At 61.6% G+C, this 13,054-nt stretch carries 11 protein-coding genes; 7 read left to right on the top strand and 4 right to left on the bottom strand.

Annotated elements, in window-relative coordinates; translation table 11 throughout:
* The first annotated feature begins 74 nt into the window (after positions 1-74).
* On the top strand, positions 75-1,040 hold the full coding sequence (locus A3A9_RS0109830) for a lytic transglycosylase domain-containing protein (protein ID WP_245279005.1): 966 nt from the start codon (positions 75-77) through the stop codon (positions 1,038-1,040).
* 4 nt (positions 1,041-1,044) lie between these two features.
* Positions 1,045-1,533, top strand: coding sequence for a GNAT family N-acetyltransferase (locus tag A3A9_RS0109835; RefSeq protein WP_027058630.1), 489 nt, complete (start codon positions 1,045-1,047; stop codon positions 1,531-1,533).
* Between the two features lie 9 nt (positions 1,534-1,542).
* Here A3A9_RS0109835 and A3A9_RS0109840 read toward each other — a convergent pair whose 3' ends face one another.
* Positions 1,543-1,878 carry a hypothetical protein gene (locus A3A9_RS0109840; RefSeq protein WP_027058631.1) on the bottom strand — a complete coding sequence of 112 codons (336 nt, stop codon included), beginning with the start codon at positions 1,876-1,878 and terminating at the stop codon, positions 1,543-1,545.
* A gap of 182 nt (positions 1,879-2,060) precedes the next feature.
* On the opposite strand from A3A9_RS0109840, the gene A3A9_RS0109845 reads away from it, so the two are divergent.
* From A3A9_RS0109845 to A3A9_RS0109860, 4 genes are all read left to right on the top strand, one after another.
* Positions 2,061-2,804 (top strand): DUF899 family protein, encoded by a 744-nt coding sequence (locus tag A3A9_RS0109845; protein WP_027058632.1) that lies wholly within the window; start codon positions 2,061-2,063, stop codon positions 2,802-2,804.
* A gap of 71 nt (positions 2,805-2,875) precedes the next feature.
* Complete coding sequence (locus tag A3A9_RS0109850; RefSeq protein WP_027058633.1) at positions 2,876-3,427, top strand: DUF4142 domain-containing protein; 552 nt, start codon at positions 2,876-2,878, stop codon at positions 3,425-3,427.
* 263 nt (positions 3,428-3,690) lie between these two features.
* A complete protein-coding gene (locus tag A3A9_RS0109855) occupies positions 3,691-4,155 on the top strand; it encodes a cupin domain-containing protein (protein WP_027058634.1) in 465 nt (154 codons plus the stop codon).
* A 240-nt stretch (positions 4,156-4,395) separates the two neighbouring features.
* Entirely contained in the window at positions 4,396-4,788 is a 393-nt protein-coding gene (locus A3A9_RS0109860; RefSeq protein WP_027058635.1) for a Rid family hydrolase, read from the top strand.
* Positions 4,789-4,858: 70 nt separating this feature from the next.
* On the opposite strand, the gene A3A9_RS38550 is transcribed toward A3A9_RS0109860, so the two are convergent.
* Positions 4,859-6,631, bottom strand: coding sequence for a hypothetical protein (locus A3A9_RS38550; protein WP_051370840.1), 1,773 nt, complete (start codon positions 6,629-6,631; stop codon positions 4,859-4,861).
* A 269-nt stretch (positions 6,632-6,900) separates the two neighbouring features.
* Here A3A9_RS38550 and A3A9_RS0109870 point away from each other — a divergent pair, with 269 nt between their 5' ends.
* Positions 6,901-7,860 carry a DUF4238 domain-containing protein gene (locus tag A3A9_RS0109870; RefSeq protein WP_027058636.1) on the top strand — a complete coding sequence of 320 codons (960 nt, stop codon included), beginning with the start codon at positions 6,901-6,903 and terminating at the stop codon, positions 7,858-7,860.
* 66 nt (positions 7,861-7,926) lie between these two features.
* On the opposite strand, the gene carB is transcribed toward A3A9_RS0109870, so the two are convergent.
* Complete coding sequence (gene carB / locus A3A9_RS0109875) at positions 7,927-11,430, bottom strand: carbamoyl-phosphate synthase large subunit (protein WP_027058637.1); 3,504 nt, start codon at positions 11,428-11,430, stop codon at positions 7,927-7,929.
* 245 nt (positions 11,431-11,675) lie between these two features.
* Complete coding sequence (locus A3A9_RS45700) at positions 11,676-12,944, bottom strand: SH3 domain-containing protein (protein WP_245279006.1); 1,269 nt, start codon at positions 12,942-12,944, stop codon at positions 11,676-11,678.
* Between the last annotated feature and the right edge of the window lie 110 nt (positions 12,945-13,054).

Raw genomic sequence — 13,054 nt, forward strand, 5'->3', positions numbered from 1 at the left:
CCACCTGATGGCCCCGATTGCCCGCCCTGAATCGCTGGTGTAAGGGATTTATTAACACCCGACGAACCGGACCCGTGCGCGGATTGCCAGCAAAACATACCCTTATCGCGATCGGCCTGATCATGGCGGCGGCCGGCATCAGCGGCTGCACCTCGACCTCGCAGATGAAGGCAGCGCCTTCGCTGACCGAAACCGCGACCGCGACCGCGGCGGGCAGCGATGCCGGCTTCACCATTCCGTTGCCGGAGACGGTTTCGGTGCTGCCGCAATCCTCGGGCATCGCCCCCGTCCAGACCGCTGAATTGACGCCTGGCCCGACCGCCGCGCCGCTTGACGCGGCCGCCCAGCCGGCAGCCGCAACCGCCGCCTTTGCCGGCTCGACGCCTGCCGCACCGGCCGTGCCCGCTGTGATGGCCGCCAATGCCTGGCAGGCGCCCGCGCCGGCGCGCGCCGGCAAGCCTGTCGCAGCAGCCGAGACCTTTACGACCGCCGGTATCGTGATGCCGGCTGTTGCCAGAAGTGGCCAGAAACTGCCCGGCGTGCAGCAGGTGGCCTATGTCATGCCGCAGAATCCGGCAGCACTCGTGCAGTTTCCGTCCGCGCCGGTTGGTCCGGTCGCCCCGGCGGAAGCGGAACAAGGCCATGTGGGCGTGCGTGGCGACGTTGACCGGTTGATCGTCAAATACGCGGCCCTCTACCAGGTGCCGGTCGATCTGGTGCGCCATGTCGTCAACCGCGAAAGCACTTTCAATCCCAAGGCCTACAACAACGGCCATTGGGGCCTGATGCAGATCAAGCACGCGACAGCGCGCGGCATGGGCTATGACGGGCCGCCCAAGGGCCTGTTCGATGCCGAGACCAATCTGAAATACGCGGTCAAATATCTGCGTGGCGCTTGGCTGGTGGCAGACGGCAACGCCAAGAAGGCCGACTGGCTCTACCAGACCGGCTATTATTTCGACGCCAAGCGCAAGGGCTTGCTCGAGGCGACCGGCCTCGGTGTCGACCGCAAGCGGCACCGCCTGCAGCCCGACGCCTGAGGCGATGCCCGAACCGCGCCCGCCGGCCCTGAACGACATCCGGCTGCGCAAGATCCTCGACGAGACACTCGTTGCACCGCACTGGCCGGAAGGCTTCGTCATGCGCTCGCTCGAGCCCGGTGACGCGCTGCCCCTGCATGCGTTGCTAGGCGACGTGTTCGACGATGGTACTGATGGCCCGTTCGACGAGTGGTGGCCGCGTATATCGGACGATCCCGAATTCGACCCGGCGCTGTGTTTCCTCGTCATCGACGCCAAGGGCCGGCTGGCGGCGGCGGCACTGTGCTGGACGAGCGCCTTCGTCAAAGACCTCGCCGTTCATCCCGAGGCGCGCGGCAAGGGCATCGGCGAGGCGCTGATGTGGCACGCCTTCGCCACCTTCCGCGACCGGGGTGCCACCCATGTCGACCTCAAGACCAACACGCTGGAGAGTGCCGCTGCTGTGCGGCTCTACGACCGGCTCGGCATGTTCGAGGTGGACTGGGCTGGTTGAGATAGGGGCTCAGATATCCGGCGCATTGCCGATCTTCTTTTTGAGCTCCAGCGCCCAGGCGCGGCCCTCGTCGCCGCCCCACAGCAGCCAGGCGATATGGCTGGCCGAGGGATTTGCCTCATTGCCGTAATTCTTGCCGCGCTTGTCGACCTCGTGGCGGGCGAAGTAGCTGACCATGCGACGGATGGTGGACGGTGCGAGCTTCTCGCGGTTCTTCAGCTCCGTGGCGCGGGCGACGCCGATCTCGGTGCCGCCACGGCCGAACTCTCTGCGCAGCCGCAGGCCCCTGGCGGCATTGTCGGCTACCACTTGCGGGCAGCGCAGGTCGATCTCGTCTTCGTGCATTTTGTCCCCCATGGCTCGCTGGCTTAGCCCGCGGTGACAATGCTGGAAAGCGGCACACGTTCCACCTGGAGCAATTGCTGCGCGCGGTACGCAAGAGTGTCGGAACCGGTCGCGGCGAAACGTCCTTGGGTCGTAGAGCAACCGCTCCGGGACACCGGCGCGATGACCAGAGGGAGCCGATCATGATCACCTTTCCCAACGAATCCGCCAGATATCGCACAGCGCGCGAAAAGCTGTTGAAGAAGGAAATCGACCTGCGCCGCGCCATGGAAGCCGTGGCCGAGGCGCGCCGCGCGCTGCCGCCGGGCGGGCTGATCCGCCAGGATTATGTCTTCGATGCGCTGGATGCCGATGGCAAGCCGGCGAAGACAAGGCTGTCGGAGCTGTTCGCTCCCGGCAAGGATACGCTCATCCTCTACCAGATGATGTTTCCGCGCCACCCCGGGGAAACGCGTGATGTGGCGGCGAGCGGCGGCACGGCCAAGCTTGCCCGGCCGGACCAGCCATGCCCGTCCTGCACGGCGCTGCTCGACCAGTTCGATGGCACGATCGGACATCTCGAAGCCGCCGGCTTCAACTTCGCTGTCGTGGCCAAGACCGCGTTGGAAAACCTCACCACGCTCGGCCGCGACCGTGGCTGGCGCCACATGCGACTGGTGTCGTCGGCCAACAACAGCTTCAAGCGCGACTACAATGCCGAGGATGCGGATGGGGCACAGCTTCCGCTGCTGTCGGTGTTTCACCGCGATGCTGATGGCATCCGGCATTTCTGGTCGTCCGAACTCGGCTTCGCGCCGACAGACCCCGGCCAGGACCCGCGCGCCATCGGTACTTGCGAGATCTTGTGGAACCTGATGGATTTTACGCCGCAGGGAAGGCCGGACTGGCGCGAGCAACTGCAGTATGGGGCGGGGTGCTGTCATTGAGGGCGGTGCGCTGGGCAACCTCACCGCCTCTGCCGCGTTGGACCTTCGAGGACACCGTCACGGAGAGTATCATGAGATCGCATCTTGCCATCGCCCTGCTGGCCCTAATGGCCGGCGCACATTGCGCCTTTGCCCAGCAGTCCGCTCCAGCCACCGGCGTGCCGCCGGTGTCGGAGAACAAGGTCGACACCGACACCTTCACCAAAACGCTGGTCAGCGCCAACCGCTTCGAGATCGACAGCAGCAAGCTGGCCTTGAAGAAGGGCGTCGCGGCCGATGTGAAGGACTTCGCCGAGCTGATGGTCAAGGATCACACCAAGGCCGGCCAGGACTTCAAGGCCGCACTGGAGAAGAGCCAGACCACGGCATCGGTGACGTCTGAAGGCCCGCCGTTGCTGCCCAACGACCAGGAGATGCTCGACCAGCTCAAGGCGCTAGACGGCGATGCCTTCCAGGCCAAATACATCACCTTGCAGACGCAGGCGCACAAGCAGGCGGTGGCGATGTTTTCCACCTACGCCCAGTCCGGCGACGACCCGGCGCTGAAGGAGTTCGCCAAGAAAACGCTGGATATGCTGAAGATGCATGAGATGCATGTGAAGGATGTGGCGGCGGTGCATTAGGGAAATGCAGGCGGCTGCTCTGGTGCCATACATTGATGTTTGCGCTGCCCCTCATTGCCCTGCCGGGCATTTCTCCCCGTAAACGGGGAGAAAGAAGCCTGCGTCGCCGTTCCGCCAGATTTGCCCCGTTGCAGAAGGGATGAGGCGTTGCGACAGCCCCTTCGCCCCGTTTACGGGGAGAAGATGCCGGCAGGCAGATGAGGGGCAGCGCCGACTTTCATGGTGGCCGTATACATTGCCATCATCAATCCACGGGAGCACCCATGCCCAAGATCGACCTTGCCGCCGTCCCCATCCGCAAAGGCTCCGGCTACCCCGAGCCTTTCGACTCTCCTTGCGCCCCCCGCACGCGCCGGCGCCTCGGCGATGCCGGCGGTCTCACCGATTTCGGCGTCAACCTGATGACGCTGCCGCCCGGCGGCTGGTCCAGCCAGCGCCACTGGCACAGCCATGAGGACGAGCTCGTCTATGTGCTGGAAGGCGAACTGACGCTGGTCGAGGATGGCGGCGAGACGCTGCTCAAGGCGGGCGATAGTGCTGCCTTCGCCAAGAACAGCGGCAATGGTCATCACATGATCAACCGCTCGACGGTTACGGCACTCTACCTGGAAGTCGGCTCGCGCAATCCGGACGATGTCATCACCTGCTCCGACATCGACATGATGAGCCCGAGTTCGGATGGTCGGTTTTTGCACAAGGACGGAGTGCCGTATCCGGGGCAGGGGTGAGGGCTGGACTATGGTTCAGCGCTGGCGTTTCGCCAGCGTCGGGATAAGCTCCCGGCAATTACAGGTTGGCGCCAAGGCCCCCTCATCCGACCGCTTCGCGGCCACCTTCTCCCCGAGGGGAGAAGAGGGAAGCGCTGGCGCTCGTAATCTCCTCTCCCCTCGGGGAGAGGTCAGCCGAGCGAAGCGGAGGCTGGGTGAGGGGGCCTGGCGCTGACTCTGCCAAACCAAGGGAGCACCACCATGAAAAAAGAAGTCATCGAAGTACCCGTCATGTCGGCCAAGGTGCGCGCACTCGGACTGCCCTGTTCGACGGCGGTGAGGGCCAACGGCTTCGTGTTCATCTCGGCGACGCCGCCGGTGGACATGGTGACCGGCGAGATGGTGCGCGGCGACATCGAAACGCAGACCGAGGCGTCGCTGAAGGCGCTGAAACATTGCCTGGAAGCGGCTGGCACCTCGCTGGAAAACGTGGTGATGGTGCGCATCTACGCCGTCAATTCCGGCTTCTACGCCGCCATCAACCGGGTCTATGCGAGGTATTTTTCGGTGAACCCGCCGGCGCGGAGTTTTGTGCCGGTGGCGTCCTGGCCGATGGAGTTTGATATCGAGATTGAGTGTGTGGCTGTGGCTTGAGTCTCCTCCCGTTTTCTCAGGAAAATGCTTGCCGTAATCACCAACAAACGCGGCTCGCCGCAGGCTCAAGCTAACTACCGGCAGGCCCATCCTCATCGGGTGCGTCTATCTCCTCTGGAACGACGGGCGGCGCTAGATCTTCCTCAGGGCGCGCCATCCTTCTTTGCCACTGAATGAGCTGCCAAGTGTGGGCTCTGGCGCTATCCAGCGGGCTTCGCTCCGCTATCACCTTCAGTGCGTCGGCTGCCCTGTTCATGATTTCAATAGCGATATTGGTTGGATTTGAAACATTCAGGTAGTCTGTGAGACCTTCACGTATCCGACTGAGTTCGTCGCCGCGATGGCTCGTAAGCACTCGCACATATTCGTCGACCGGCAATTTTGCCAATTGCGCTGCAACGTCTGAGCCGAATCCGGCCTCTTTCAAACCTAAGAAAAGCGCATCATTGGAGAGGTTGGGCTTTACACCCTTTCTAGCCTTCGTCACCTTTGCGAGGATGTCCTCCGGCAGTTCCATGCCAAAGCGGAAAAGACGCTCAACGTCAAACGCACTGACATCGCCATCGTGTGCCTTTTCATAGATATCGAAAACCTTTCTCGCCTCCTCTTGCAGCCCAATCCGGCCAAACAAGTCGATGAGTTGGGACGTTGTCCCCAACGAATAAAACTTTGCGTTAGCCTCAAAGCACCCCATCAGGTCGGCGACCAATTCCTCTCCATTGTCATCGAAGGAGTTTCGAAATGAACCCCATGCCGTTTCCAGCTTGGCATTCGCCTCCGCTGCTTGCTCAATTTTGTTGAGTTCCGAGGCATAGACAGCCACCACCTTCGGATCGAAGTAACCGTTGATGATTCCATCGATGAGGGTCAGGTCGAAATCATCCGTTTGGGTAAAGCCATATTGTCTCAGCCTCGGCTCCCACTTCTCTCTCAGCCGGGCAACTTCCTCGTCCGGGGGTTGGGTCGCGAAGGAATATTCTCCAATCGCCTTCACGAAACTAATGGGCGGCGCCATTTCGGGCTGGTAATAGCACCAGCCAAACAGAACCAGAGATTTCGTAACAGCTTTCAATACGCCTGGCTTATAATCCTTAAGCATTGGAGCGATGTCGCTCACGATGGCGTGAATCTTTCGGACCACCCGTATGTTATCAATTTCGAGCAAAATGGTTTGCTCACGAAGGTCATACTTTAAGGTTTGATTGCCCTCTAGGATGTCGAGGGCGGTAGATGCACTTTCGGTAGGAGAAGGAATAAAGCGCAAGTTAAGGTCGACCACTTTTTCAAGAAATCCCTCGAATTCGGGCCGATCTTCTAGCTGCTCGTCGTTCAACAGTAGAGCAACCTTGCATTTGCGCTCCTCCTTAAGCTGCGAAATCAGGCCAAGTATGTCTCCGCTGCGCAGGTGCTCTCCCTTCCGTTCAAGGTCGTCTATGCAGACGAGGCGATTGCGAATAAGCATCGTCATCAGCGCTGCGCCCGCCGCATAGTAGCCATCGCCGAAGAGGCCGCTGAACTTGCCAGCTGCTTTCTTCGCCAGAGCTAGGCCGTCTTCAAATGCAGCGCTGAGGTTGCTGGAATCGAACGGCTGGCCGATACGCTCTCGCTTAATTGTCTGTGTTGCAATCTGGCGCTGCACTTCATCAATGCTGTTGAGGCCGAATAGGGACACGTAAGCATATTTCTCAAGTGCGATGCCGTCCTTGAGCTTTGCAGCTTTTTTTAGCTCGTCGTCCCATGTATAGGTCTTGCCAGTCCCCCAATTGCCCCTGATACAAAGCACGCTGGGGTCGCTGCTTTTAAGAAATTCAGCAATTTTCTGCCGTACCAGAATCGTTGACATGCGAGCGACCCTCAGCGTCAATGTATGAGCTTAACTGGAATCTTGCTTGTGTCACTTCTTTGTTTTTTAGCGCAGATATTCGAGATGTATTAGACGTGTTAGCTGCGCGAGGGCGTATCACGATTGTGGGTTAACGTTCTTAAAGAGTTGGGTTCCCAATTCGCAGCCGATAACTTATGGATTTATAGAAGATTACAATTTTGCAATAGTTAGTTAATTTTTGTGACTAATAGTGATAATTTCAATTATGTCTTCTTTGAGTCAACATAATGAAAACAAATCCACCGATTAAGCATCATTTCTTGCCGGTCTTTTACTTGAAACGCTGGGCTCAGACTGATGGTCGGCTGATCGAATTCAGTAAGCCTTTCGGTAATCAGGTGAAGCCCAAGCGAGTTCACCCCGAGGGTACGGGTTACATATCGAGGCTTTACGCCATTCAAGGTCTGCCCGACGAAGTCTCGCATGAGATGGAGCGCGAGTTTCTCTCGCCAATCGATAGCAAGGCTGCTGATGCGCTTAAGACCATGCTTGAGGGCGGAGAATTCTCGGTTGCACAACGCCTCGCTTGGTCGGGTTTTCTTGCCACGCTCTTGTCGCGAATGCCCTCAGACATTGGGATGTTGCGGGAAAACATTACAGAGCTGTCCTCGACGATAGCCCCAGGTTTTGAGAATATTTTTCAGGCACTGAAACCCGAAAATGAGGCTCGAACTTTCGAGCAAATGACTGCCGAATTCCTAGCGGAAGCTGCGCCTCGTGCCATCGGGCACGCAAAAAATTTGATGTCGAACGAAAGATTGATATCTGGATTGGCAGCGATGGAGTGGTCAGTGTTGACAGTGGATAGAGCTATCCACGAGCTCCTGACTTCGGATCGGCCGGTAATCTATACGAACGTACTCGGGAGTGCAGCGTCACACGTCATCGTGCCAATTGGGCCGCGAAAACTGTTCGTTGGGGTCAACGACCGAGCTCTTGTTGAAAAGATTAAGCGTATTGGGGAGGACAAGCTGGTCAGCGCCACAAACGCTGCTGTCGTCGGTGCCGCCCACAAGTTGGTCTACGGCAGGACCGATAGTCAAATCCGTTTCGTTCAAAATCGTATGGGAGGGGCTCAAGTTCCTTCACTCATTGAGCGGATGAGGGTTTTGCAAAGGTCGCGTTACGATGAGGTGTTAAGACTTTTACGCGACTTGCCAATTCCAGCTCAAAATGAGCCTAAGTAACAGCTGCCCCTCATCCGCCTGCCGGCACCTTCTCCCCGTTGAACGGGGAGAAGAGAGCTAATTTCCTTAAGCAAAATACTCCTGCAGCGGCCTGACTTCCAGACTCCCCGCCTTCAGCGCCGCAATCGCCTCGGCCACAGCCGCAGCGCCCGACAGCGTGGTGTAATACGGCACCTTCTGCATCAGCGTGGCCCTGCGCAGCGACTTCGAGTCCGACACTGCCTTCTGGCCGTCCGTGGTGTTGAACACGATCTGGACCTGGCGGTTGCGGATGGCGTCTTCGATGTGGGGGCGGCCTTCCAGCACCTTGTTGATCTTCTGTGCGTCGACGCCGTTTTCGGCGAGGAAGCGTTGCGTGCCTGATGTGGCCAGCACCTTGAAGCCGAGGCCGGCCAGGCGCTTGACTGCCGGCAAGATGCCCTTCTTGTCCTCGTCGCGCACCGAGACGAACAGCGTACCGGAGCGCGGCAGGTCGACGCCGGCGCCGAGCTGGCTCTTGGCGAAGGCCAGCGCAAAATCGCGGTCGAGGCCCATGACCTCGCCGGTCGAGCGCATTTCCGGTCCGAGCAGAATGTCGACGCCGGGGAAGCGGGCGAAGGGGAAGACCGCTTCCTTGACCGCGATGTGGCCGGGATTTCTCGGGTCGGGCATGGCGCCGTAATGGGCGAAGGCGTCTTCCAGCGTCTCGCCGGCCATGATGCGGGCGGCAATCTTCGCGATGGGACGCCCGATGGTCTTGGCGACGAAAGGCACGGTGCGCGATGCGCGCGGGTTGACCTCCAGCACATAGACCGTGCCGTCCTTGATCGCATATTGGACGTTCATCAGCCCGCCGACATTGAGCGCGCGGGCAAGGGCTCCCGTCTGGCGCTCCAGCTCGTCGACCAGCTCCGAAGGCAGCGAGTGGACAGGCAGCGAGCAGGCCGAGTCGCCCGAATGGATGCCGGCTTCCTCGATGTGTTCGAGAATGCCGGAGACGAAGGTCGCCTTGCCGTCGCAGAGGCAGTCGACATCGACCTCGATGGCGCCCGAGAGATAGGTGTCGAACAAAAGCGGGTTCTTGCCCAGCAGCGTGTTAATCTGGCCGGTCTTGTCGTTGGGGTATTTCTGCTTGATGTCCTCCGGCACCAGGCCGGGCACGGTGTCGAGCAGATAGGATTGCAGCATGCCCTCATCATGGATGATCTGCATGGCGCGGCCGCCCAGCACATAGGACGGGCGCACGACCAGGGGAAAGCCGAGCTCGCCGGCAACGAGGCGGGCCTGCTCGACCGAATAGGCGATGCCGTTCTTCGGCTGGCTGAGACCGAGCTTGTGCAGCAGCTTCTGGAAGCGGTCGCGGTCTTCGGCCAGATCGATCATGTCGGGCGAGGTGCCGAGGATCGGGATGCCGGCCTTCTCCAGCGCATCCGCCAGCTTCAGCGGCGTCTGGCCGCCGAACTGGACGATGACGCCGACCAGTTCGCCCGAGGCCTGCTCGGCGCGCAGGATCTCCAGCACGTCTTCGGCCGTCAGCGGCTCGAAATAGAGCCGGTCCGAGGTGTCGTAGTCGGTCGACACCGTCTCCGGGTTGCAGTTGATCATGATCGCTTCATAGCCGGCGTCGCGCAGCGCGAAGGCCGCATGGCAGCAGCAATAGTCGAACTCGATGCCCTGGCCGATGCGGTTCGGGCCGCCGCCGAGGATGACGACCTTCTTGCGCGACGAGACCTGTGCCTCGTTGGCCAGCGCGCCGGCGAAGGGCACTTCATAGGTCGAATACATGTAGGCGGTGGGCGAGGCGAATTCGGCGGCGCAAGTGTCGATGCGCTTGTAGACGGGATGAACGTCGAGCTTGTCGCGGATTTTCGAAATCACCTCGGCATCGGTCTTGGTCAGCGACGCCAGGCGGGCATCCGAAAAACCCATCGCCTTCAGCATGCGCAGATTGACGGCATCGCCAGGAATGCCGTGCTCGCGGATGCGGGCTTCCATGGCGACGATGCCGGCGATCTGTTCGAGGAACCACGGGTCGATCTTGCACATGGAATGCACGTCTTCCAGCGAGGTGCCCATGCGGATTGCTTGCGCCACCATGCGCAGCCGGTCGGGCGTCGGCGTGCCCAGTGCGGCGCGGATGGCGTTGCGGTCGTCGGCATGGTTGGCGGTTGCTGCACCATAGCCGAGGCCGGGGATTTCGATCTCATCCAGACCGGTGAGGCCGGTTTCGAGGCCACGCAGCGCCTTCTGCAGCGATTCCTGAAAGGTGCGGCCGATGGCCATGACTTCGCCGACCGACTTCATCGCGGTGGTCAGCACCGGCTCGGCGCCGGGGAATTTCTCGAAGGCAAAGCGCGGGATCTTGGTGACGACGTAGTCGATGCTCGGCTCGAATGAGGCAGGGGTGGCGCCGCCGGTGATGTCGTTCTCCAGCTCGTCCAGCGTGTAACCGACGGCGAGTTTGGCCGCGATCTTGGCGATCGGGAAGCCGGTCGCCTTCGAAGCCAGCGCCGAGGAACGCGAGACACGCGGGTTCATCTCGATGACAACGAGGCGGCCGTCGGCCGGGTTGACCGCGAACTGCACGTTGGAGCCGCCGGTCTCGACGCCGATCTCGCGCAGCACCGCGAGCGAGGCGTTGCGCATCATCTGGTATTCTTTGTCAGTGAGGGTGAGGGCAGGGGCGACGGTGATGGAGTCGCCGGTGTGGACGCCCATTGGGTCGATGTTCTCGATCGAGCAGACGATGATGCAATTGTCCGCCTTGTCGCGGACGACCTCCATCTCGTACTCCTTCCAGCCGAGCACACTTTCCTCGATCAGCACTTCGGTGGTCGGCGAGGCGTCGAGGCCGGACTGGACGATGTCGTAGAATTCGGCCCTGTTATAGGCGATGCCGCCGCCGGTGCCGCCCATGGTGAAGGAGGGGCGGATGATGGCCGGCAGGCCGACATGGTCGAGCGCCTGGGCGGCGATCGCCATGCCATGGCTGATGTAGCGCTGCTTGCGGTCGCCTTCGCCGAGGTTCCAGCGGGTTTCCAGCGCGTCGAGTGCTGCGTCGAGATCGGCCGGCTTCTCGGCCTTGACGGCGGCGCGCTCGGCCTCATGCGTCTTGCGGTCGGTGTTCTTGACGTCGGTGGCGTTGGCCAGCATCGACTTCGGCGTTTCCAGGCCGATCTTGTGCATCGCCTCGCGAAACAAAGCGCGGTCCTCGGCCTTGTCGATGGCCGTGGCATCGGCGCCGATCATCTCGACATTGTAGCGTTCCAGCACGCCCATGCGGCGCAGCGACAGTGCGGTGTTGAGCGCGGTCTGGCCGCCCATGGTCGGCAGCAGCGCGTCGGGCCGCTCCTTGGCGATGATCTTGGCCACGACCTCGGGCGTGATCGGCTCGATATAGGTGGCGTCGGCCAGTTCCGGGTCGGTCATGATGGTGGCCGGGTTGGAATTGACCAGGATGACGCGGAAACCTTCTTCCTTCAGCGCCTTGCAGGCCTGGGTGCCGGAATAGTCGAACTCGCAGGCCTGGCCGATGACGATGGGGCCGGCCCCGATGATCAGGATCGACTTGATGTCAGTGCGTCTTGGCATGGCGAAGTTCCGTTTGGCGGTCGGCTTGCACAAAAAACCGGGACGGGAAGACCCGGCCGGTTGTGCTCGCGATTCTGGTATCAGGCTAGGAGGGCCTTATAGGGAAGAGTTTTGGGAGATGTAACCCCGAAAATGAGGGATCAGGCGGTAGGGCAGTAGGGCAGTAGGCAGTAGGCAGTAGGCAGTAGGCAGTAGGCAGTAGGCAGACGCTCAAACGCCTATGCCTATTCCCTACTGCCTAATCGCTAATCCCCCAGCGCCAGCTGATCCGTGATCTCGAACCGCTCGGCGACGCCGACGCGGATCATGTTGAGGGTGCCTTCCCGGGTGAAGCGGAAGTCGCTGCGCGAGTTAGAGCCGGCGGGCTGGCCGGCATAGAAGGAAATCACGCGGGTGCCGCCGTCGGGCCAGGTCACGGTGATGTCGGCCTTGTCGCCGCCGCTGCGTACCACGCTGACCGCGCAGCGTGCCATCGGCTGGCCGACATAGCGGGCGCAAGGGATTTCGCCTGTTGCATCCGGCGCGTGGACCTGCGTCGGTTCCACCCGCGCCACGGTCTGCGGGTCGATTGCGGGTTCCTCGGCCTTGCTGTCGGGGCGCGGCGTCGGCACCGGAATTCCAGGCGCCGCCACGGCCGGGCTGTCATCGGCGGCCGGAGCGGCGTCAGCAACCGGAGCGCCGGCGGCCTCCTCGACGGGTTGCCCGGCGGCGTTGGCGGCTGGCGTCGTCGGCACGGGCGCTGCCGAGACAGTTGTCGCCGGGGCCGTTATGACGGGGGTCGAAGGCGGCGGGGTGACGGTCACTGCTGCCACCGCTTCCGGAGCCTGGATGGGGCTCTTGATTTCGCTTGTCGTCGGATTGTCTTGCGCCGCCAGCGCCAGGCCGTAGGCATCCTGCATAGCGGTGGCTGTGGCCGACTTGACCGGTGCTTCCGGCGCAGCCGCATGCGTGACGTCGCCAAGACGCGCCGTCAGGTCGGGCGGCGAGGCGGCCTCGGTCTGTGCGACGACGGGGTTGGCGGGAGAGGTGGCACTGACCGAGGCAGCGGCTGGTGCCGCGCCGGCGACAGGGGGCGTTGCAGCGGCTGCGCCATTAGCCGGCGGCGCCTGACTGGCATCCGTAGCGGCGGCAATGGGCGTTGCTTCGTCGGGGTTGGGTACTTTGGCCGGGTTGACCGGAACGAGGTACCGCGCCGGCGTCCAGCCGGTGACTTTCGGATTGTCCGACTCGACCATGCACCAGGGGCGACCGTCTATATCGTTGCAGCCGAGGTTTCTGACGCTTGCACCGGCCGCCAGGCGGGCCTCGGTCTTGCCGATTGCCGACGGCTTGGCGCGGACATTGAGCAGATCGTCGGGAGCCAGGCCCGTGACGATGGAAATGAACGGCGTGTCTTCGGCATGAGCGGGGACAACGGCCGCGAATGCCGCCAAAAGCGACGGTACGGCCATCAGCGCGTAAAGGGTTGTCCGGAGCGTAACTCGGCGCTTCATCACTTGGGCGATCAATTGCATTACCAAAGGCACCGCCAGACCCGAAAAACGCTGCCGCACGCGAAGCCGGTTTTATAAGCGACGGCGCGGCGCCGTGTCTACACGCGAGATATTTTGCGCCGTGAGTGTGG

Source organism: Mesorhizobium loti CJ3sym, from assembly GCF_000472785.1.
In the GTDB taxonomy this organism is placed as follows: Bacteria; Pseudomonadota; Alphaproteobacteria; order Rhizobiales; family Rhizobiaceae; genus Mesorhizobium; species Mesorhizobium loti_E.